General features: G+C 71.8%; 17 protein-coding genes and 1 pseudogene. 7 read left to right on the top strand and 11 right to left on the bottom strand.

Going from position 1 to position 20979, the window contains the following annotated elements; all coding sequences use genetic code 11:
• Nucleotides 1-460 precede the first annotated feature (460 nt).
• The gene (locus tag ACWD5Q_RS33265) at nt 461-3124 is read left to right on the top strand and encodes a SpoIIE family protein phosphatase (protein ID WP_451430808.1); all 2664 of its coding nucleotides are present in this window, start codon (nt 461-463) and stop codon (nt 3122-3124) included.
• A gap of 262 nt (nt 3125-3386) precedes the next feature.
• On the top strand, nt 3387-3851 hold the full coding sequence (locus tag ACWD5Q_RS33260) for an LGFP repeat-containing protein (RefSeq protein ID WP_451430807.1): 465 nt from the start codon (nt 3387-3389) through the stop codon (nt 3849-3851).
• A gap of 171 nt (nt 3852-4022) precedes the next feature.
• On the opposite strand, the gene ACWD5Q_RS33255 is transcribed toward ACWD5Q_RS33260, so the two are convergent.
• From ACWD5Q_RS33255 to ACWD5Q_RS33220, 8 genes and pseudogenes are all read right to left on the bottom strand, one after another.
• Nucleotides 4023-4805: an MFS transporter gene (locus ACWD5Q_RS33255; protein WP_451430810.1), complete on the bottom strand. Its 783-nt coding sequence runs from the start codon at nt 4803-4805 to the stop codon at nt 4023-4025.
• A pseudogene (rsgA, locus tag ACWD5Q_RS33250) lies at nt 4782-5774 on the bottom strand (ribosome small subunit-dependent GTPase A); the annotation flags it as partial. The pseudogene rsgA and the gene ACWD5Q_RS33255, both read right to left, overlap by 24 nt.
• Nucleotides 5775-6212: 438 nt before the next feature.
• Nucleotides 6213-6989 carry an SDR family oxidoreductase gene (locus ACWD5Q_RS33245; RefSeq protein WP_451430806.1) on the bottom strand — a complete coding sequence of 259 codons (777 nt, stop codon included), beginning with the start codon at nt 6987-6989 and terminating at the stop codon, nt 6213-6215.
• 348 nt (nt 6990-7337) lie between these two features.
• Nucleotides 7338-8489 (bottom strand): XdhC family protein, encoded by a 1152-nt coding sequence (locus ACWD5Q_RS33240; RefSeq protein ID WP_451430805.1) that lies wholly within the window; start codon nt 8487-8489, stop codon nt 7338-7340.
• Nucleotides 8490-8534: 45 nt separating this feature from the next.
• Entirely contained in the window at nt 8535-9992 is a 1458-nt protein-coding gene (locus ACWD5Q_RS33235) for an NCS2 family permease (protein ID WP_451430804.1), read from the bottom strand.
• A 220-nt stretch (nt 9993-10212) separates the two neighbouring features.
• Nucleotides 10213-12594: a xanthine dehydrogenase subunit D gene (gene pucD / locus ACWD5Q_RS33230; protein ID WP_451430803.1), complete on the bottom strand. Its 2382-nt coding sequence runs from the start codon at nt 12592-12594 to the stop codon at nt 10213-10215.
• A gap of 2 nt (nt 12595-12596) precedes the next feature.
• Nucleotides 12597-13169 (bottom strand): (2Fe-2S)-binding protein, encoded by a 573-nt coding sequence (locus ACWD5Q_RS33225; RefSeq protein WP_451430802.1) that lies wholly within the window; start codon nt 13167-13169, stop codon nt 12597-12599.
• Nucleotides 13169-14059 carry an FAD binding domain-containing protein gene (locus tag ACWD5Q_RS33220; RefSeq protein ID WP_451430801.1) on the bottom strand — a complete coding sequence of 297 codons (891 nt, stop codon included), beginning with the start codon at nt 14057-14059 and terminating at the stop codon, nt 13169-13171. The genes ACWD5Q_RS33225 and ACWD5Q_RS33220 overlap by 1 nt, the downstream gene beginning before the upstream one ends.
• Nucleotides 14060-14501: 442 nt before the next feature.
• On the opposite strand from ACWD5Q_RS33220, the gene ACWD5Q_RS33215 reads away from it, so the two are divergent.
• The 3 genes from ACWD5Q_RS33215 to ACWD5Q_RS33205 all read left to right on the top strand — a co-directional run bounded on the left by ACWD5Q_RS33215 (nt 14502) and on the right by ACWD5Q_RS33205 (nt 17826).
• The gene (locus tag ACWD5Q_RS33215) at nt 14502-16169 is read left to right on the top strand and encodes a PucR family transcriptional regulator (RefSeq protein WP_451430800.1); all 1668 of its coding nucleotides are present in this window, start codon (nt 14502-14504) and stop codon (nt 16167-16169) included.
• Nucleotides 16170-16320: 151 nt separating this feature from the next.
• Complete coding sequence (locus tag ACWD5Q_RS33210) at nt 16321-17109, top strand: hypothetical protein (RefSeq protein ID WP_451430799.1); 789 nt, start codon at nt 16321-16323, stop codon at nt 17107-17109.
• 210 nt (nt 17110-17319) lie between these two features.
• Nucleotides 17320-17826, top strand: coding sequence for a DUF2231 domain-containing protein (locus ACWD5Q_RS33205; RefSeq protein ID WP_451430798.1), 507 nt, complete (start codon nt 17320-17322; stop codon nt 17824-17826).
• A 12-nt stretch (nt 17827-17838) separates the two neighbouring features.
• Here ACWD5Q_RS33205 and ACWD5Q_RS33200 read toward each other — a convergent pair whose 3' ends face one another.
• Complete coding sequence (locus tag ACWD5Q_RS33200; RefSeq protein ID WP_451430797.1) at nt 17839-18051, bottom strand: hypothetical protein; 213 nt, start codon at nt 18049-18051, stop codon at nt 17839-17841.
• A gap of 121 nt (nt 18052-18172) precedes the next feature.
• Nucleotides 18173-18997: a GntR family transcriptional regulator gene (locus tag ACWD5Q_RS33195; protein WP_451430796.1), complete on the bottom strand. Its 825-nt coding sequence runs from the start codon at nt 18995-18997 to the stop codon at nt 18173-18175.
• 277 nt (nt 18998-19274) lie between these two features.
• On the opposite strand from ACWD5Q_RS33195, the gene ACWD5Q_RS33190 reads away from it, so the two are divergent.
• The gene (locus ACWD5Q_RS33190; RefSeq protein ID WP_451430795.1) at nt 19275-19403 is read left to right on the top strand and encodes a hypothetical protein; all 129 of its coding nucleotides are present in this window, start codon (nt 19275-19277) and stop codon (nt 19401-19403) included.
• Between the two features lie 323 nt (nt 19404-19726).
• Nucleotides 19727-20770 carry a DUF2637 domain-containing protein gene (locus ACWD5Q_RS33185; RefSeq protein WP_451430794.1) on the top strand — a complete coding sequence of 348 codons (1044 nt, stop codon included), beginning with the start codon at nt 19727-19729 and terminating at the stop codon, nt 20768-20770.
• Nucleotides 20771-20825: 55 nt separating this feature from the next.
• Here the strand turns inward: ACWD5Q_RS33185 and ACWD5Q_RS33180 are convergent.
• Nucleotides 20826-20979, bottom strand: a 154-nt coding sequence (locus ACWD5Q_RS33180) for an ATP-binding protein (RefSeq protein ID WP_451430809.1), incomplete at its 5' end; no start/stop codon positions are given.

Genomic DNA, 20979 nt, shown 5'->3' with positions numbered 1-20979 from the left:
ACGGCCCCGTCGCCGTGGTACGCCGCCCGAAGAAGACCACCCGCCGCCCGCGCCGCGCCCGCCGCGCGGCCACCCTCCCCACCCGGCCGCCCGGGGTTTCCGAGACGCTGAAAGAGTGTCCGTCGGTACGACAAGACCCCGGAAAGCTACCTCGCCGGCCTCCACCTGCGCGCCTCGATGATCTGGATCAAGGACTTCACCCGTACTCCCCTTTGATCGGCGTATCGGTCGCCTCCCTGTGGTCGGCAACACTGGACCTATGGGTGCGCTCAGAGGTATCCGCCGATCCTCGATACCGCATTCCCGCCGGTTCACTGGTTGGCGTGCGCGGAGGCGGCGTGAGGTTCCACGTCCGGGAACGGAGCAGCCGACTCGTCCCGCGGACGAACGGAAGATCCGGCACCGGTCGCCCGGGCGGCGCCTGCGCTCCCTGGTGAGCGCGCGGAGCGTCGCCGGTCAGGTGTTCCTCCTGCAGCTGGCGGTCGTGGTACTGCTTATGGCCGCGATGGTGGTGACGCTGGCGATCCAGGCCCGGCACCAAGGGACGGAGAAAGCCCGCGACAAGGTGCTCGCCGTCGCCGTGGCGTTCGCGAACTCCCCGGGGATCGTGCAGGCGCTGGACAGCCGCGATCCGAGCGCGGTGCTGCAACCGCTCACCGAGAGGGTCCGGAAAGGGTCCGGCGTCGACGGCATCGTGGTCATCAGCACGGACGGGATCCGGTACACCCACCCCGACCCGCATCAAATCGGGAAACACGTGGTCAAGGGCGACCCCTACCAGAAGGCGGTGAGGGGCACGACCCTCACGGACTCCGAGGTGACTCCGCTGGGCGTCTCGGTCTTCGCGGAGGTCCCCGTCTTCCGGCCTGACGGCTCGGTCGCCGGCGTCGTGTCCCCCGAGATCAAGGTCAAGAAGGTGAACGAAGCGGTGGCCGGGCAGCTTCCGGTGCTCTTCGGCGCCGCGGGCGGTGCGCTCGCCCTGGTCGCGGGCGGGTCGGCGCTGATCGGCCGGCGGCTGCTGCACCAGACCCGCGGACTGGGCCCCGCCGAGATGACTCGCATGTACGAGCATCATGACGCGGTGCTGCACGCGGTGCGTGAGGGCGTGCTCATCGTCGGCGGTGACGGGCGGCTGCTGCTGGCCAACGACGAGGCGCGGCGGCTGCTGGAGCTGCCGGCGGACGCGGAACAGCGCCGGATCACCGACCTAGGCCTGGCCCCGGGCGCCGCTGAGCTGCTTTCCTCAGGGCGGACGGCCACCGACGAGGTCCATCTGGCCGGCGACCGGCTGCTGGCCGTCAACGTCCGGCCCGTCGAGCGCTACGGCGGCCCGGCGGGCAGCGTGGCCACGCTGCGTGACACCACCGAACTGCGCGCACTCGCCGGCCGGGCCGAGGTGGCCCGCGAGCGCCTGCAGTTGCTCTACGACGCGGGCGTGCGGATCGGCACCACGCTGGATGTGGTGCGCACCGCCGAGGAGTTGGCGGAGATGGTCGTCCCGCGGTTCAGCGATTTCGTCACTGTGGAGCTGCTGGATCCGGTGCTTCGTGGCGAGGAGCCGGCCGAGGCAAGCACCGAAATGCGCCGCACCGCCGTCAACGGCGTCCGTGGCGACCCGCCTCTCTACCCCGTGGGGGAGCTGATCCGCTTCGCCTCCACCAACCCCATCGCCGCCGAGGCGGCCGGCGGCCACGCTGTGCTGGAGTCGGACCTCGCCGCCTCCGACGGCTGGCAGGCCCAGGACCCCGAGCGGGCGCGTCGGGTCCTGGAGTACGGAATCCATTCCCTGATCTCGGCGCCGCTGCAGGCCCGCGGGGTGGTGCTGGGGAGGGCCGACTTCTGGCGGGCGGACGCCTCCCCTCCCTTCGGGGAGGAGGACCTTTCCCTCTCCGAGGAGCTGGCCAGACGTGCTGCGTTGTGCATCGACAACGCCCGCCGCTACACCCGCGAGCACACCCTGGCGGCCACTCTGCAGCGCAGCCTGCTGCCCCGCACCCTGCCCGAGCAGACCGCCGTCGAGACCGCCCACCGCTACCTGCCCGCCCAGGCCGGGGCGGGCGGCGACTGGTTCGACGTCATCCCCCTGCCCGGCACCCGGGTAGCCCTGGTGGTCGGCGATGTCGTCGGCCACGGCCTGCACGCTGCCGCCACCATGGGTCGGCTGCGCACCTCCGTGCACAACTTCTCCGCCCTGGACCTGGCCCCGGACGAACTCCTGAGCCACCTGGACGAGCTGGTCGCCCACATCGACGACGACGAGGTCGATGGCCAGGGGGTCACGGGGGCCACCTGCCTGTACGCCATCTACGACCCCGTCTCCGGCCGATGCACGGTGGCCCGGTCCGGCCACCCCGGCCCCGCCCTGGTCGACCCCGACGGCACCGTCACCTTCCCGGACGTACCCGTCAGTCCCCCGCTGGGCCTGGGCGGCAGCCTGCCCTTCGAGACAGCCGAACTCACTGTGCCCGAGGGCAGTCAGCTGGTCCTCTACACCGACGGACTGATCGAGGACCGGGACCGCGACCTCGACACCGGAATCGAGCAGCTGCGCGCGGCCCTGGCCGGTGCTGTGGACCGCACCCCGGAGGCCACCTGCCAGACCGTCTTCGCCACCATGCTCCCCGAGCGCCCCCGCGACGACATCGCCCTGCTGGTGGCCCGGACCCACCTGCTGGACCCGGCCCGGGTCGCGGACTGGGAGGTGCCCTCCGACCCGGCGGCCGTCTCCCGAGCCCGTCTCGACGTCACCCGTCGGCTGGAGACCTGGGGCCTGGACCAGCTCGCCTTCACCACCGAGCTGATCGTCAGCGAACTGGTCACCAACGCCATCCGATACGGCACCCAGCCCATCCGGCTGCGCCTGCTCTACGACCGCGACCGCCTGATCTGCGAGGTCGCCGACGGCTCCAGCACCTCCCCCCACCTGCGGCGCGCGGCCACCACGGACGAGAACGGCCGCGGGCTGTTCCTCGTCGCTCAGTTCGCCCAGCGCTGGGGCACCCGGTACGGCGCCTGCGGCAAGGTCGTCTGGACCGAACAATCCCTCCAACCCGACCCCGACAAGCGTGACCACATCGGGCCAGTCGGTGAACCGGGTGGGGGTCATAGGGGTACGAGTCTGTGATCAGGTGACCTGTGATCGAGGGCTTGCGCTCCTTCCGGTACGAGGGTGATGAACCATTCGCGCTGCCGTTCGTCACCAGGAAGAGTCCTCCGTCGCACTGGCAACACGATCGGCCCCCGAAGGACTTGAGGACCGGACCACATGGTTTCCAGCCCGCCGGTACGTCGTTACTCCTGAGCAGGAGTTCAGTGCCTGCTGCTCTTCAGCCCTGAGAGGTAAGGAAGGTGGGCGTGTGATGCATCCCGGTGCCATTGTCAGGCCAGTGGTTCAAGGCAGGATCGCCGCAGTATTCGGACTGATGGGCCTGTTGGCGAGCGTGCTCATCGTGTCGGCCGCGACGCCCGCACAGGCCCTCCCCTACTGCGGGACACACGAGGTCGGGGGAGCCATCGAGCAGCGATACATCAAGATGGGTGATTCCGGTGGGGCACTCGGGTGCCCGGTCACGGACGAGTTGGTCAACCCTGACGGGTTCGGCCGACGGCAGCAGTTCGATCACGGCACGATCTACTGGTCTCCGCGCAGTGACGCCTGGCCGGTGTGGGGAGCCATCGGCGAGTACTGGTGCAACGAGGGGTGCGAGGCCGGCTGGGCGGGCTACCCCACTGGCTACGAGTACACGGTGGGCAACGAGATCCGTCAGAACTTCCAGTGCACGGTGATTCACTTCCAGGACCTTGGCGGAGGGACGACGAAAACCTGGTCGGACGGCAACATCTGCCGCTGACACTCGGCACAGGCCACGGTCCTCCACTGGTGAGCCTGCCTTTCCAGCCCCTGGTGACCGCGTGCGGTCTCCAGGGGCTGGACTCCACGTTCCTCCCGCCCCGGACGCGAGGCGGGTCGTGGTGGCGTGGCCGTAGCCGAGGGAGTCGGCGACCACAGCGCCGTGCCGGAGTTACATGTCCTTCGCTGTCGTTCGCTGAGGTGTCGCGTCGAGCGAGGTCAGCGTCCGGATGCCGCGCCGGAGAGTCGGCAGCGATCCCAGCGTCGCGATCGCGGCGACGGCGGCGAACACCCAGGTCGGGCCCCAGGCGTCGAAGATCGATCCGATCGCGAGAACACCGATCGGCGAGATGATCGTGGTGACGAAGAGCATCGCCCCGATGACCCGGCCCTGGAGTTCGTCCGGCACGCGTTGGGCGACGTACGTGAGGTACGCCGCGTTGATGAGCGGGCCCCGGATGTACACGCAGGCGATGAGCAGGCCGAGCGGCATGACTCCGGGGACCGTCGTCAGCAGCACGGCCACGACCGGGCCGATCCAGTAGCCGGCCATGAAGATCAGCGACGGACGCACACGCTCGATGACCGTACCGGCCAGCAACGCACCGACGAGTGCCCCGCTGCCGGCCACCGACATCGTCAGGCCGACGTACGAGTCCGACGCGCCGCGGGCCTTGCCGGTGGCGATGACCGCCAGCGAGATACCGGTCGTGTTGAAGGCCAGATTCGACAGGGTCATGGCGATCATCACGAGGCGCAGCACAGGGTCCCGGAGGATGTGCAGAAACCCTCCGAACAGTTCCTTCTTCCCCGGAGCGGAGGGCGCCGTCCGTGGGGTGCTCCTGACGAACAGCGTCAGGACCGCGGACATCGCGAAGGAGACACACGCACCGAGGAAAGGAAGCGCCCGGGCGGCACCGTACAGGGCGCCGCCGGCGTCGATCGCGGCGAGCACCGCACACCCCGGCTCACTGCTGTGCGCACAGTCGTGGAAACGGCAGCGCTCGGCCAGCTCCTCGATCTCCGAGAAGACCTGCCCGACCCCGCTCTCGGCGTCGTAGAGTCCGACGCCCCGGATCCCGGGCGTATCGATCAGGACGCCCCCGCCAGGCAGAACGAGCAGGTTGCGCGTGGTCGTCGTATGACGCCCCTTGCCGTCCACGTCCCGGATGGCCTGGACGCCCATGACGTCCTCCCCGACCAGCGCGTTCGCGAGCGTCGACTTGCCCGCCCCGGACTGCCCGAGCAACACCGACGTCCCCCCGGAGCAAAGGGTGGCAAGGACGTCGAGCCCCTCCCCGCTCCTCGCGCTGACCGGCAGCACCGGCACCCCGGGCGCCGTTGTCTCCACGTCCTGCACGAGATACGACAACGTCACCGCATCCGGTACGAGATCCGCCTTGGTCAGCACGACGACGGGTTGTGCCTCGGACTTCCAGGAGCCCACCGTCTTGTGCAGCAGTGCCTCACCGCTCGAGCAGGACAGCGCAAGTGCCAGGAACCGCTCGATGCGCGCGAGGTCGAGTTCGACCGCGAGCGACACACAGATGACGACGTGATCGATGTTCGTGGCCAGCACCTGGCCCTTGGAGTGCTTGGACGACGACGACCGCACGAACGCGGTGCGCCGCGGCAGCAGCGTTCGTACATACCGCAGATCGCTGTCACCGGGGTCGATCGCGACCCAGTCCCCCGTGCACACGGCCTTCATCGGATCCTGGGGAGCGACGAACTCGGTGTCGGCACGCACCGTGCCCATCGGTGTGACGACGTCGCACTGCCCGCGGTCGACACGTACGACACGGCCGGGCAGGAGGCCCTGCTCGGCGTAGGAGGCGAACTCGGCTTCCCAGCCCTCGTCCCAGCCGTAGGGGGCGAGAGGGCGCGACAAAGCCGAAGAAGCCAGCAGAGAAAGGTGAGTCAAGGGAAACCCTTCACAAGGGCGGTCCCGGCCACGCGCTCACAGGCGCGCAACGAATGAATGGTCAGCCGGACACCGCGGAGGTGGAGAAGACGAGCTTCTGATTGCGGGCAACGCCCGTCGCAGAGACAGCCATCGGTCACACCTCCCGTTCTCCACACGACTGCCGGCGACAGCCAACAGCCCCGGCAAGGAACGCGCTCACGTTATCGCCGCCCGGGGAACGGTGCCACCCCATTCACGACGCTCGGCGTACCTCCCGATCATGAAGGGTGCAGCGACGGCCAGTGACCACGTGACCGGTCCCAGCATCGCCGAGTCTGCTGAACAGCAGTTCGCCATCCGGCTGTCGAAGTCCGCGCTCGAAGGCAAGGTCGCCGATCTCCCCGGCCATGCCCATCACGACCCGGCCGCCGGAAGAGCGGCCGCGGGGCGCCTCGTTCAGCTGGGCTCCCCGGTGGGCATGATCGTGACCTGCTGGAGGTTCGCCCGCGGCGGCAGGGTGGCGAGGAAGCCGATGGTCCGGGCGATGTCCTCGGGTTCGAGCCACTCCATCGCCTCCTTGGACGCCGCCAGCCATTCCAGCGTGCCCGCGTCCGTCACATGGTCCTGCAGTTCCGTACCGACGATGCCGGGCTCGATCGCCGACACCCGTACGTTCTTCGGCCCCAGCTCGACGCGAAGGTGCCGGGACAGATGGGTGACGTAGGCCTTGGTGGCGGAGTAGACGGCGAAGGTGGGGAAGATGTTCTGCGCCGCGATGGACGAGGTGTTGACGAGGTCCGCGACACCGCGTTCTCCGGCCGCCTTGACCAGTTGGGGCGTGAACGCGCCGATCACGTGCATCAGGCCGGTGATGTTCACGTCGATCTGACGCTGCCACTCGTCGGTGGCCAGGTCCTCGATCGGACCCGGCAGCATCACGCCCGCGTTGTTGAACAGCAGGTCGGCATCGCCCAGTTCCGCCGCCACCCGGTCGGCCGCCCCCCGCACCGCCGCCGCGTCGGTCACGTCCGCGGCGATCGCCAGGGCGCTGCCGCCGTTCTTCTCGATCCTTCCGACGAGGTCGTCCAGCCGCTCGGCACGCCGTGCCAGGACGACGACCTTCGCGCCCAGGGCCGCGAGGTGCTCGGCTGTGGCCTCGCCGATGCCGCTGGACGCTCCGGTGACGACCGCGACACGGCCCGACAAGGGCTTGGCAGAGGTCTGCGTGGTCATGGTGTGCACCCTTCGGGACGAGAACGAGAGGGACGCTGCGGCCGGCACCGCCGGCCACGCCTCCAGCACACCACTCCCGCACCCGGTGCGCGCCCCGGGACGTCGGCGGGCCGGGCCGGTCCCGCACGGTGGCGGGACCGTAAGGACCGAAGACGGGTCTGCCTGCTTCGCCCCAGGACGTACCGGACGCCTGAGCAGCACTTCCCACTATGCATGCCATGTATAGACGACGTGTACAGTCACCGCATGCCTTCTATGGGGAAGCCGGACGCAAGCCCACCCTGACTCCAGAGCACGAGACGACCCCGCAGGCCTGTCTCCTCGCCCGCAAGCCCGGCTGAGTCCGGGTCAGGCCACCGAACCGATCCGCCGCGTCGTGGCCCGTGCCGTGTCGTGGTGGATCGGGGTGTGGGCGCCGGCGAGTGAGACACCGCTGCCGCCGCGGCGCGCCGCCACGATCTCCGAGGCGATGGACAGGGCCGTCTCCTCGGGGGTACGGGCGCCGAGGTCGAGGCCTATGGGTGACCTCAGCCGGGCCAGTTCCAGCTCGGTGACACCGACCGCGCGCAGGCGTTCGTTGCGGTCCAGGTGGGTGCGGCGGGAGCCCATCGCGCCGACGTACGCCACCGGCAGGCGCAGTGCCAGTTTCAGCAGGGGCACGTCGAACTTGGCGTCGTGGGTCAGGACGCACAGGACGGTGCGCGTGTCGACGCGAGTGCGCGCCAGGTACTGGTGCGGCCACTCCACGGCGATCTCGTCGGCCTCCGGGAAGCGGGCGCGGGTGGTGAAGACCGGGCGCGCGTCGCAGACCGTGACGTGGTAGCCGAGGTACTTGCCGATGCGGACCAGCGCGGAGGCGAAGTCGATCGCCCCGAACACGATCATGCGGGGCGGCGGGACGGACGACTCGACCAGGACCGTGAGCGGTGCTCCGCAGCGTGATCCCTGCTCTCCGATCTCCAGGGTGCCGGTGCGGCCCGCCTCCAGGAAGGCGCCGGCCTCGGCCGCCACCGTCCGGTCCAGCTCCGGGTGGGCTCCGAAGCCGCCCTCGTACCCGCCGTCGGGACGTACCAGCAGTGCCCGGCCCAGCAGCTCCGCCGGACCCGTCACGATCCGCGCGAGCGCCGCGGCGGAGCCGGAGGCCGCGGCGGCCAGTGCGGACGCCACCACCCCTTCGACGGGGTCGGCCGCCCGGACCGGGGTGACGAGGACGTCGAGGACGCCGCCGCAGGTGAGCCCCACGGCGAAGGCGTCCTCGTCGCTGTACCCGAAGCGCTCCGTCACCGTCGTGCCGTCCTGGAGTGCCTGCCGGCACAGCTCGTACACGGCGCCTTCCACACAGCCACCGGAGACCGACCCGATCGCCGTGCCCTCGGCGTCCACCGCGAGGGCGGCGCCGGGCTGGCGGGGGGCGCTGCCGCCGACCGCCACCACGGTGGCGACGGCGAAGTCGCGTCCCTGCACGGCCCACCGGTGCAGCTCGTCGGCGATGTCCAGCATCTGTCGGTCTCCTTGGCGGTGTGAGGGGAGGACGGAGCAGGGCCGCTAGCGGACCCCCAGCCAGTTCTCGATCGGATGGAGGGCGAAGTAGGCCAGGAAGACCACGGTCAGGCCCCACATGAAGGCGCCGATCTCGCGGGCCCTGCCCTGGGCTGTCCTGATGGCGACGTATCCGACGACACCCGCGGCGACGCCGGTGGTGATGGTGTACGTGAACGGCATGAGGACCACGGTCAGGAAGACCGGGATCGCGGTGGCGCGATCGCTCCAGTCCACATGGCGGGCGTTCATCAGCATCATCGCACCGATGACGACGAGTGCGGCCGACGCCACCTCCTGGGGGACGAGCGCCGTCAGCGGGGTGAGGAACAGGCAGGCCGCGAAGAACAGCCCCGTGACGACCGAGGCGAGGCCCGTGCGGGCACCCTCGCCGACACCGGTGGCGGACTCGATGAAGACGGTCTGGCCGGAGCCGCCCGCCACGCCGCCGATCGCGCCGCCCGCGCCGTCGATGAGCAGGGCCTTGGACAGGCCCGGCATCCGGCCCTGGTCGTCGGCGAGCCCGGCCTCGGTGCCCACGCCGATGATGGTGGCCATCGCGTCGAAGAACCCGGCGAGGACGAGGGTGAAGACGATCAGGCCTACGGTCATCGCGCCGACCTTGTCCCAGCCGTCGAACGCGACGTGTCCGAAGAGCGAGAAGTCGGGCATCGAGACCGCGCCGCCGTGCAGCTCGGGGGGCCCGCCCGCCCAGGCGCCGGCCTTGATGACCCCGGTGGCGTTGAGGATCGCGGCGACGACCGTGCCGCTGACGATGCCGATCAGGATGGCGCCGGGGACGTCGCGGGCCTGGAGCATGAAGATCAGCAGCAGGGTGCCGGCGAAGAGGAGGACGGGCCAGCCGGTGAGCTCTCCCGCCGGGCCCAGGCTGAGCGGGGTGGCCTTGCCCTGGTGGACGAATCCGGACTTGTAGAGGCCGATGAGGGCGATGAACAGTCCGATGCCCATGGTGATGCCGTGCTTGAGTGCCGACGGGATCGCGTTCATGATCATTTCGCGGAGGCCGGTGACGACCAGCAGCATGATGACCACGCCGTACAGCACGCACATGCCCATGGCCTGCGGCCAGGTCATCTGCGGGGCGACCTGGGAGGACAGGACGCCGGAGACGGAGAGGCCGGCGGCGAGGGCGAGCGGCACCTTGCCGACGAAACCCATCAGCAGCGTGGTCAGGGCCGCCGCGAACGCGGTGGCGGTGATCAGGGCCTGCCGGCCGAGGGTGTCGCCCGCCACGTCCCGGCCGGACAGGATCAGCGGGTTGAGCAGCAGGATGTACGCCATCGCCATGAAGGTGGTGACGCCGCCGCGCACCTCGCGCGCGACGGTGGATCCGCGCCGGGATATGTGGAAGTACCGGTCGAGCCAGGACCGGCCGGCCGGCACGCGGGTTCCCGCGCCCGCGTCCTCGGCGGTGGTCCTGGGCTCCAGGGACTGCTGGGTCATGGTGCCGTCTCCCAAGGTTCACAGGGGCACCCGCGGGCTGCCTGCGGCAGCCCGCGGGATTCGGGAAGGTGCACGACCCGGGGGACGGCCCGAGACGGAGGGTGGTACTGCGCGTGCGCCGGCGCCGAAGTCACCGCGGGCACGGCTGCCGCGCGTGCGCCGGCGCCGGCGCCGGGGTCACCGCGGGCACGGCTGCCGTCCGGCGGCGGCACGAGCGGACCTATGCGGTGCCGGTGAGGTGTTCGGGCCGCACAGGGGTCCTGTTCAGCTCCAGGCCCGTCGCGTCGCGGATCGCCGCGAGGACCGCCGGGGTCGACGACAGGGTGGGGGCCTCGCCGACGCCGCGCAGCCCGTACGGGGCGTGGTCGTCGGCGAGTTCGAGCACGTCGACGGGGATGCTCGGCGTGTCGAGGATGGTGGGGATCAGATAGTCCGTGAAGGAGGGGTTGCGCACCTTCGCGGTCCTCGGGTCGACGACGATCTCCTCCATGACCGCGATGCCCAGGCCCTGGGTCGTACCGCCCTGGATCTGGCCGACGACGGACAGCGGGTTGAGCGCCTTGCCGACGTCCTGGGCGCAGGCCAGTTCGATGACCTTCACCAGGCCCAGCTCGGTGTCCACCTCCACCACGGCGCGGTGCGCGGCGAAGGAGTACTGGACGTGCCCGTTGCCCTGGCCGGTGCGCGGGTCGAAGGGCTCGGTCGGCCGGTGCCGCCACTCGCGTTCGATCTCGACGGCCTCGTCGCCGAGGACGTCCACCAGGTCGGCGAGCACCTCGCCGCCGTCCGTGACGACCTTGCCGCCCTCCAGCAGCAGCTCGGCGGTGGCCCAGGCGGGGTGGTACGCGCCGAACCGGCGGCGCCCGATCTCCAGCACCCTCTCGCGCACCAGCTCGCAGGCGTGCCGTACGGCGCCGCCGGTGACGTAGGTCTGGCGGGAGGCGGAGGTCGAGCCCGCCGATCCGACCCGGGTGTCCGCCGGGTGGATCGTCACCCGGCCGACGCCCAGCTCGGTGCGGGCGATCTGCGCGTGGACGGTGACGCCGCCCTGGCCGACCTCGGCCATCGCCGTGTGCACGGTGGCGACGGGCTCGCCCGCGACGGCCTCCAGACGGACCTTGGCGGTGGAGTGGTCGTCGAAGCCCTCGGAGAAGCCGACGTTCTTGACGCCGACGGCGTAGCCGACGCCGCGGACGACCCCCTCGCCGTGCGTGGTGTTGGACAGGCCGCCCGGGAGCTGCCGTATGTCCGCTCCCTCGGAGCTCTCCCACTGGCGCTCGGGCGGCATGGGCATCCCCTTGACGCGGCGCAGCAGCTCGGCGACCGGCGCCGGGGAGTCGACGACCTGCCCGGTCGGCATGACCGCGCCCTGGGACATCGCGTTCAGCCGGCGGAACTCCACCGGGTCCATGCCGAGCCGCCGCGCCAGCTTGTCCATCTGGGCCTCGTAGGCGAAGCACGCCTGGACCGCGCCGAAGCCGCGCATGGCGCCGCAGGGCGGGTTGTTGGTGTAGAGGGCGAGGGCCTCGATGTCGACGTCGTCCACCACGTACGGACCCACGCCGAGCGAGGACGCGTTGCCGACGACGGCCGGGGAGGAGGAGGCGTACGCGCCGCCGTCGAGGACGATCCGGCATCTGACGTGCGTCAGCTTGCCGTCCTTCGTGGCCCCGTGCTCGTAGGTCAGCTTCGCCGGGTGACGGTGGACGTGCCCGAAGAAGGACTCGAACCGGTTGTAGACGATCTTGACCGGCTTCCCGGTGCGCATCGCGAGCAGACAGGCGTGGATCTGCATCGACAGGTCCTCGCGGCCCCCGAAGGCGCCGCCGACGCCCGCCAGGGTCATCCGGACCTTGTCCTCGGGCAGGCCCAGCACGGGCGCGATCTGGCGGAGGTCGGCGTGCAGCCACTGGGTGGCGACGTAGAGGTCGACGCCGCCGTCCTCCGCGGGCACGGCGAGACCGGACTCGGGGCCGAGGAACGCCTGGTCCTGCATGCCGAAGTGGTACTCGCCCTCGACGATCACATCGGCCCGCCGGCGCGCCTGCTCCACATCGCCGCGCACGATCGGCTGGCGGTGGACGATGTTCGGGTGCGGGACGTGGACCGCATGGGGATCGGTGCGGTTCTCGTGGATCACGATCGCGTCGGGGGCGGTCGCGGAGGCCTCGTCGGTGACGACGGGCAGCTCGCGGTACTCGACCTTGATCTTGGCGGCGGCGCGGCGCGCGGTCTCCGGGTGGTCGGCCGCGACGAGGGCGACGGGCTCGCCGTGGTGGCGCACCCTGCCGTGGGCGAGCACCGGGGTGTCCTGGATCTCCAGGCCGTAGTGCCGTATCTCGGTCGGCAGGTCGTCGTACGTCATCACGGCGTAGACGCCCGGCATGGCGAGGGCCTCGCTCGTGTCGAGGGAGACGATCTCGGCGTGCGCGAGGGTGGAGCGCAGGATCTGGCCCCAGAGCATGTCCTCGTGCCACATGTCGGACGAGTACGCGAACTCGCCGGTGACCTTGAGGGTGCCGTCCGGGCGGAGCGTGGACTCGCCGATGCCGCCCTTGGTGTGCGAGCCCTGTGTGATCTTGGTGGGAGCGCCGTTCGGCATCGTCAGACCCCCTCGGACTGCCGGGCGGCCGCCAGGCGGACCGCGTCCATGATCTTCTCGTAGCCGGTGCAGCGGCACAGGTTGCCGGAGAGCGCCTCGCGGATGTCCGCGTCGGTGGGGTTGGGGGTGCGCTCCAGCATCTCGTCGGCCGCGACCAGCAGCCCCGGGGTGCAGAAGCCGCACTGGACGGCGCCGGCGTCGATGAACGCCTGCTGGACCGGGGACAGCTCGGCTCCCTCGCCGGTCCCCGAGTCGGCGCCCTCGGCCCCCCAGCGCCGGGCCTCGTCGAGGGAGGTGCCGCGGGCGCCGGTGGAGCGGGAGCGCTCCTTGGCGTACTCGGCCAGGCCTTCGACCGTCACGACCGCGCGGCCCTCGGCCTGTCCCGCCGCCACCAGGCAGGAACACACCGGCACGCCGTCCAGACGGACCGTGCAGGAGCCGCATTCGCCCTGCTCGCAGGCGTTCTTGGAGCCCGGCAGGCCGAGCCGCTCGCGCAGCACGTACAGCAGGCTCTCGCCCTCCCACACATCGTCGGCTTCCTGCGGACGTCCGTTGACCGTGAAGTGGACGCGCATCACGCGGCTCCCTTCGTTGTGCGGGCGGTGCCGCTGTACGACTGCCAGGTCCAGAGCAGGGTGCGGCGGGCCAGGACGCCGACCGCGTGGCGGCGGTAGTTCGCGGTCCCCCGGACGTCGTCGATCGGGTTGCAGGCGGCCGAGCACAGCTGCGCGAACTGCCGGGAGACCGACGGGGGGACGATCGCGCCGCTGTCCCACAGGCCGCCCTCCTCGAGTGCGGCGTTCAGGAACTCCTCCGCGGCCCTGGCGCGGACGGGGGTCGGTGCGGCCGAGCCGATGCCGGTGCGGACCGTGCGGGTCTCGGGGTGCAGGGCGAGACCGAAGGCGCACACGGCGATCACCATCGCGTTGCGGGTGCCGACCTTCGCGTACTGCTGCGGTCCGTCGGCCTTCTTGACATGCACGGCCCTGATCAGCTCGTCCGGGGCGAGCGCGTGGCGCTTCACCCCGGTGTAGAAGTCGTCGATCGGGATCATCCGGGAGCCGCGCACCGACGCGGCCTCGACCTCGGCGCCGGCCGCGAGGAGGGCGGGGTGGGCGTCGCCGGCCGGGGAGGCGGTGCCGAGGTTGCCGCCGACGCTGCCGCGGTTGCGGATCTGCGGGGAGGCGACGGTGTGGGAGGCGAGGGCCAGGCCCGGCAGCTCGGTCCGCAGCTGCTCCATGATCCTCGTGTACGGGACCGACGCGCCGAGCCGCACGCTGTCGTCGCCGGTCTCCCACTCGTGGAGTTCGCCGATGCGGTTCAGGTCCATCAGATACGCGGGCCGGCGGTGGTCGAAGTTGATCTCGACCATCACATCGGTGCCACCCGCAATCGGCACGGCGGTGGGGTGCTCCGCCTTGGCGGCGAGCGCCTCTTCCCAGGTTGCGGGGCGAAGGAAGTCCATGAACGGCTCTCTTCTTCGTCTCGTGGGGCGTGGGGATCGAGCCGGATCGGGTGCGGCGGGCCCGGCTCGTTCATGTCCTGTTCACGCGGGGTGGGCTCAGTACACCGCTGTGTCCGGCGCCACGGTCAGTCACCGAAACCATGAAGGAGTTGGCTGGCCAGGGCAGCCATCTTGTAGATTCATATGAACGGAGGTCGTCGGTAACCTCTCCGCTTTCCTCCGGAAACACGGCGAGCGCCGGGGGAGAACGCGAGCGCGGCTTCCGAATGCCCAGGGCAACGCCCTGGACCCGCCCTCGGAAGCCGGAAACACCCTCCTCCGGACGCCGTGGGCACGCACTCCGGACGGCAGGGGAACCTCCGCGCGGAGCCCGAGGACCCGCCCGGTGGGCCCTCACCCTGACCGAACGTGGATCTCTGGACTGGAACGGCGGCGACGAGACATGCGCCTGCGCGCACTGCTGACCACCGACGCGCTGGGGCTGCGCCTGCTCGGCGGCGAGGACGAGCTGGACCGCACCGTGCGCGGTGTGATGACGACGGACCTCAAGGACCCGAGCCGCTATCTGTCCGGCGGTGAACTGGTCCTCACGGGACTGGCGTGGCGGCACGACATCGCTGATTCCGAGTCCTTCGTCCGGATTCTCGCGGACGCGGGCGTCGCCGCGCTCGCCGCGGGCGAGGCGGAGCTGGGCGACATCCCGGACGATCTGCTGGTGGCCTGCGCCCGGCACCGGCTGCCGCTGTTCGCCGTGGACGAGTCCGTGGCGTTCGCCACGATCACCGAGCACGTGGTGCGCCAGATCTCCGGCGAGCGGGCCGGAGACCTGGCGGCCGTGGTGGACCGGCACCGGCGGATGATGACCTCCGGTCCGGCGGGCGGCGGCCCGGACGTCGTCCTGGACCTGCTCGGCTCCGACCTGGACCTGCGCGCCTGGGTGCTCTCCCCCACCGGCCGGCCGATCGCCGGCCCCGCCGCGGGGCTCACCACGGACGTGTGCGCGGCACTGGCCGCCGAGCACCTCGCGGCGGCGCGCACCGGCCGCCGGGGACCGCACCGGACGACGGTCGGTACGACGACGTACTCGCTGTTCCCGGTCCACGCGAGCGGAGGCCGCGCAGGGGGCGCCGCCCGGGACGTACGGGAGACGGTGCTGTCCGACTGGGTGCTCGCCGTCGAGGCGGACGCCGGGGACTGGCCCGCCGAACGGCTCGATCTGCTCCAGGGTGTCACCCAGCTGATCTCGGTGGAGCGGGACCGGCGGGACGCTGCCCGCAGCGTGCGGCGGCGGCTCGCCCAGGAGGTCCTGGAGCTGGTGCAGACGGGGGCCGCGCCCGCCGAGATCGCGGCCCGGCTGCGGGTCGCCGCGCCCGTGCTGCTGCCCGGACTGGGCGCGGCCCCGCTGTGGCAGGTGGTGGTGGCCCGGGTCGACTGGGACGGCGGGCAGATCGAGGGCGGTCCGGTCGCCCAGTCGCTGCTGGAGGAGATCCTGGTCGATCCCCGGTCCACCGGTCCGGAGCACTCCGACCGGATCGCGGTCGCCCACACGGGGGAGGAGGCGATCGCGCTCGTCCCGCTTCCCGCGGTCTCGGGGGAACCGGAGGGGTCCGAGCCGGGCGTCCTCGCCGACACCCTGCTGGCGGCCGTACGGGACCCGCTGTCCGCGGGCCTCGACGGCGACGGGCGGCTCACGCTGGGCGTCAGCGCCGCGGTGCACTCGGCCGAGGGGCTGCGCGGCGCCCTGGAGGAGGCACGGCACGCCCGCCGGGTCGCCGCCGCCCGCTCCGGCCGGGTCTGCGCGGCCGGCCACCACGAACTGGCCTCGCACGTCCTGCTGCTGCCGTTCGTCCCGGACGACGTGCGCCGCGCCTTCACGGCCCGCCTCCTGGACCCCCTGCGCGACTACGACCGCCGGCACCGCGCCGAGCTGATCCCGACCCTGGAGGCGTTCCTGGAGTCGGACGGCTCCTGGACCCGCTGCGCGACCCGGCTGCACCTGCACGTCAACACACTGCGATACCGGGTGGGGCGTATCGAGCAGTTGACGAGCCGGGACCTCTCGCGCCTGGAGGACAAGCTCGATTTCTTCCTCGCGCTGCGCATGAGCTGAGGTCACGGGACCGTGGCATCGGTGGCGCCGACCGCCCCCGGTGTCCCACGACTTTGTGAAATCCTTCACCCACCCCCTTGGCCGGTACCGCGATTGGTGCTGGAATGCCGCCACCACTCAACAGCTCCATGGCGTGCTCGGGGAGGGCAACGTGGCGCATACCGCCATGTCCGGTACCGGAACGACCGCAGGCGACGATCCCTTCCAGGCCGCGGTGTGGCGGCTGCGCTCACGCGCCTGCTGGACCGACGCGGCGGCCCTTCTGCCACCGGAGACGGCCGAAACATCGCTCCAGCGGGCCTCGCTGTTCGTCGAGCGGTGCCTGTACACGGAGCAGGGCTGGGAGGAGGCCGAGGACGCGCTGCGTACGGCCGAGGCCCAGGCCCACAGCGACGAGGAGCGCGGCGCCGCCGCCTGTGAACGCGGACAACTGGCGTACGCGGCCACGCTGCACGGCGTACGGGACCGGGCGGACGAGGCGCGGGCCGCCCTCGGCCGGGCCGCGGCGCTGATCCCGCCGGGCGCCCCGGGCCGGGCGCTGCTGGACTTCCGGCGCGGGCTCCTCGCCGAGAACCTCGCCCGCTCCCCGCAGTCCGCCCGCGCCGCCTACCGGCGTGCCCACGCGGGCGCGCTGGCGCACGGCGACACGCTGCTGCTCTCCTTCACCTGGCGGCATATCGCCGGACTCGCCCTGCGCGACGGCGAGGTGGCGGAGGCGCGGCACGGCTTCACGGAATCGCTGCGCATCCGTGAGGAACTGGGCTACCTCGTCGGTGCGGCCCCGGCTCTGGCGTCGCTCGCGGACGCGGAGGCCGAGCCGGACGCCTCCCGGCTGCGGGCCGAGGCGGGCCGGCTGTTCCGGCTCCTGGACGGCGTACCGACGTGGCTGGCACGGCAGTTGGCCCCGGTGACACCGGCGGCGGGACCGGCCGCCTCGTAGCGACCCTGGCCGTGGTATCCGGAAAGAGCCGCAGGTGAGGGACTCGGGCAGGCTTCTTCGCCCACCGGTCCGGCAACGGTGGATCGGTCCGGTTCATCCGGTTTTCTTCTCAGAAGAAGCTGAGAGATTGCTGTGCCAGGCTGGCGCGCCGATCGGCGGACACGGACTCGGGCCGTGCCGCTCCCTCGGCCACCTCCCAAAGGAACACCGATGAGTCTCGTCAACGGCTTGCCCGCGCATGTGCTGTTCGTCCACTTCGTCATCGTCCTGGTCCCGTTGACCGCGCTGGCTCTGGTGCTCGCCGCCGTGTGGCCGAGGGCGGCACGGCGGCTGGGGCCGGTCCTGCCCGTGCTCGCGTTCGTGACCCTGGTGACCGTGCCCCTGACCACGCAGGCCGGCGAGTGGCTGGAACGGCACGTCGGCAGCGACCCGCTGGTGCGCCGGCACACCCAGCTCGGGGACGGGCTGCTGCCGTGGGCCGCGGGCCTGGTCATCCTCGCGGCGGTCGTCTGGTGGACCACCCGCCGGACGGCCGAGCAGCCGGCCGGCTCCCCGGGCCCGGTCCGCGGCGGTGCGCTCGTACGGGTCGCGGTGGCCGTGCTGTCCGTCGTCGTGGCCGCCGGGGCCGTCGTCGACCTGTACCGCATCGGCGACTCCGGTGCGAAGGCCGCCTGGCACGACAGCTTCTCCCAGAGCGCCACCGGCCACGGCGACTGACCGCCCGTCCGCTCACGGATTCCTGACGAACGTCCATACGGCGGCGCGGAATTCGGGATCACGGGCGAGGAGAACGGCAGCGACGACGAGCGCGGCGAACCCCGGCGGCCCGCCGGGGCCGGCGATGACGGCCACCCACCGCGGCCGTCGCCCGCGAGCCCCCTCCCGGCCCGCGCCCCGGTCACCGAGTCGCCTGCGCTGCCGCCGCCCCGCGTCGGGCATCATCGTCACTCACCCCCGTGGGACGGTCATCGCCCCTCACCGGGCGGCACGCGGCGGACCACCGGGGCAGTTCCCTCCCCGGGCGACCTGCCTCGCGTCGAGGGCCGGGGGGCGCCGCGCCCCCTCAGGCCGCCCCGGTGACGTGCTCCCGCACCAGGGACTGCACCATCACCAGGTCCTGGGCGACCAGCGCGTCGAGCAGGGCCGTGTGCTCGGCCGCGTCGGCGACCAGATCGGCGCAGCCGGGTGCGCCCGGGCCGTCGCCGACCATCGGCCACTGGGTGCGGCGGTGCAGGTCCTCCGCGATACGCACCAGTTGTTCGTTGCCCGCCAGGGCGAGCACCGCACGGTGGAACGCGCGGTCGCACTCGGCGTAGGTGGCCCGGCACCCGGAGGACGCGGCCCGGACGGTCCGCTCGGCCAGCGGGCGCAGTTCCGCCCAGCGTTCGGCGGGCACCGTGCGGGCGAGCCGCAGCATCACGGGGATCTCGATCAGCGCCCGGATCTCGGCGAGTTCGGCCAGTTCCCGGGCGCCGCGGACGGCGACGCGGAAGCCGCGGTTGGGGACGACCTCGACGGCGCCCTCCAGCGCGAGCTGCTGCATCGCCTCGCGCACGGGGGTCGCGGACACCCCGAACCGCTCGGCGAGCGCGGGTGCCGAGTACACCTCGCCGGGCGTCAACTCCCCCGCGACCAGCGCGGTGCGCAGGGCGTCCAGGATCTGGCGGCGGACGGAGGCCCGCTGTACGACAGGGCGCTCCTCCCCCGGCAGCACCCCGCAGCACGGTCCCTCTTGCGCTGCTCCGGGCCGCCCCCCGCCGTCCGTGCGCGGGGAGCCGCCCTGGGGCGCTTCGTCACCGTGGGACCGCCCCTGCGAGCGCGGATGCGGGAGGGGCGGTTCGCTGTGGGTGTGCTCGCCGCGTGCGACGCCCGCGGCGGCGTCGCGCACGCGGACTCCGTCTCCGGATCCGGGCCCCGGCGGCACGCGCGCGGCCTGGGGCCGGACGTCCGCGGCCCGCGTCTCGGCGGAGCCCTCAGCACGGCGCGAACGGGCCTGCTCCACGGGCTCCTCCTCCGGTCCTGGCGGTGCTGGGCAGTGTCGCGGATCCCTCTGGGCTTGATACCGCTCGGAAAGCGCGTTAGGTACCTTACGCTCCGGTTCCCCCGCCATTCATCTTTAGTAAGGTACGCCTTACCTACAAAGGCTCGTGGAACGGCGGTCTCGTATGCCCGCCCGGGACCGCGTGAGCTGCCACCTCTTCCGCACCCTGCACCCCGAGGACCCGTGCGCCACCCGCCCGCGCACCGATGACGCCGACCGCCCGACCAAGCTGGCGGTGTTCGCCGCGAGTTGAGTGCGTACCGGGCCCCGGTGCGCCGGGGCCCCGACGGCCGGACCCGTCCAGGTGTCGTAAGATCCACTCGAACAAGACCCCACCCGGATGACAGGTGTTTCACAACTTCCTCACCTGTCGCGGGAACTTTCCGTGGAACCATCCGTCCGGGTAGTCTTATTCGCACTCAACTCCCGCCCCTCAAGCGGCAGTTCGAGCAGAACGCCGCCCGGCGCATTCCCTTGCACCTCCTTGGCGGCCTCTTGCCCCGAAACCCCCTGAGGGCCGGTGGAATTGGGCCACTATGGCGGGCGTCACGCCCTATCCCAATGCAAGGGACCCAGATGAGACTGACCGACATATCGCTGAACTGGCTGCTTCCGGGCGCCGTGTTGCTCGTGGGCGCGGTGGCGGCGGTGGCGGTGCTCGCGCGCGGAAAGCGCTCCTTGGGGGAGAACGCGAGCGCGGACGACTCGTGGGAGCGCTCCGAGGAGCGCCGCAGGCGCAAGGAGGCCATCTACGCCACGGCCTCCTACGTACTGCTCTTCTGCTGCGCCGCCGTCGCCGCGGCACTCTCCTTCCACGGCCTGGTCGGCTTCGGCCAGCAGAACCTCGGGCTCACGGACGGCTGGGAGTACCTGGTTCCGTTCGGCCTGGACGGTGCGGCCATGTTCTGCTCCGTGCTCGCGGTGCGCGAGGCCAGCCACGGTGACGCGGCGCTCGGCTCCCGCATCCTGGTGTGGGCGTTCGCCGCCGCCTCCGCCTGGTTCAACTGGGTGCACGCGCCGAGGGGTATCGACCACGCGGGCGCGCCGCAGTTCTTCGCGGGCATGTCCCTGTCGGCCGCCGTGCTCTTCGACCGCGCGCTGAAGCAGACCCGCCGTGCCGCGCTGCGCGAGCAGGGCCTGGTGCCGCGTCCGCTGCCGCAGATCCGCATGGTCCGCTGGATGCGGGCCCCGCGTGAGACGTACAAGGCCTGGTCGCTGATGCTGCTGGAGGGCGTGCGCAGCCTGGACGAGGCCGTCGAGGAGGTCCGCGAGGACCGCCGCCAGAAGGATCAGAACCGGGCGCGCCGGCGCGAGCAGCAGCGCGTGGAGCGCGCTCAGCTCAAGGCGCTCAGCCGGGGCCACCGCGCGCTGACCGGCGGCAACGGCGGACGCCAGGTGGAGGTGCCCACCGTGGAGCGGGCGTCCGCACCCGTCTCTACGGAGCCTGCCCTATCCGCGGCGGAACTGCCCTCGTCGACCCGCCCCTCGCTCCAGCCCGTCCGCAGCTCCTCCGCTGACCCGATCAGGGTCGACCTCACCGCGGAGGACGACACCATGGCCCTGCCGCGGCTGGACTCCCTGGAGCGCAAGCTCAAGGACCTTGAACAGCAGTTCGGCTGAGGCCGGACGGTGACACCGGAAGGGGGCGCGGCACCTGCCGCGCCCCCTTCCGGTGTCAGACGGCTTCCGCGCCGAGATCGAACCAGACCGCCTTCCCCACCCCGTGCGCCCGTACGCCCCACGCGTCCGCGAGCGACTGCACGAGGACCAGGCCCCTGCCGTGCGTACCGTCGCCGCTGGTCGGCATCCGCAGCCGAGGTCTGCGCCGG

Source organism: Streptomyces sp. NPDC002513 (assembly GCF_053595355.1).
This window is presented reverse-complemented; position numbering and strand designations above follow the sequence as displayed.

What these genes read in the sequence shown, in the direction of transcription:
- ACWD5Q_RS33225 (WP_451430802.1), bottom strand. Translation starts at nt 13,169, where the DNA reads ATGCGCGTCCACTTCACGGTCAACGGACGTCCGCAGGAAGCCGACGAT.
- ACWD5Q_RS33215 (WP_451430800.1), top strand. Translation starts at nt 14,502, where the DNA reads ATGCGCCTGCGCGCACTGCTGACCACCGACGCGCTGGGGCTGCGCCTG.
- ACWD5Q_RS33200 (WP_451430797.1), bottom strand. Translation starts at nt 18,051, where the DNA reads ATGATGCCCGACGCGGGGCGGCGGCAGCGCAGGCGACTCGGTGACCGG.
- pucD (WP_451430803.1), bottom strand. Translation starts at nt 12,594, where the DNA reads ATGCCGAACGGCGCTCCCACCAAGATCACACAGGGCTCGCACACCAAG.
- ACWD5Q_RS33205 (WP_451430798.1), top strand. Translation starts at nt 17,320, where the DNA reads ATGAGTCTCGTCAACGGCTTGCCCGCGCATGTGCTGTTCGTCCACTTC.
- ACWD5Q_RS33235 (WP_451430804.1), bottom strand. Translation starts at nt 9,992, where the DNA reads ATGACCCAGCAGTCCCTGGAGCCCAGGACCACCGCCGAGGACGCGGGC.
- ACWD5Q_RS33220 (WP_451430801.1), bottom strand. Translation starts at nt 14,059, where the DNA reads ATGGACTTCCTTCGCCCCGCAACCTGGGAAGAGGCGCTCGCCGCCAAG.
- ACWD5Q_RS33245 (WP_451430806.1), bottom strand. Translation starts at nt 6,989, where the DNA reads ATGACCACGCAGACCTCTGCCAAGCCCTTGTCGGGCCGTGTCGCGGTC.
- ACWD5Q_RS33190 (WP_451430795.1), top strand. Translation starts at nt 19,275, where the DNA reads ATGCCCGCCCGGGACCGCGTGAGCTGCCACCTCTTCCGCACCCTGCAC.
- ACWD5Q_RS33240 (WP_451430805.1), bottom strand. Translation starts at nt 8,489, where the DNA reads ATGCTGGACATCGCCGACGAGCTGCACCGGTGGGCCGTGCAGGGACGC.
- ACWD5Q_RS33185 (WP_451430794.1), top strand. Translation starts at nt 19,727, where the DNA reads ATGAGACTGACCGACATATCGCTGAACTGGCTGCTTCCGGGCGCCGTG.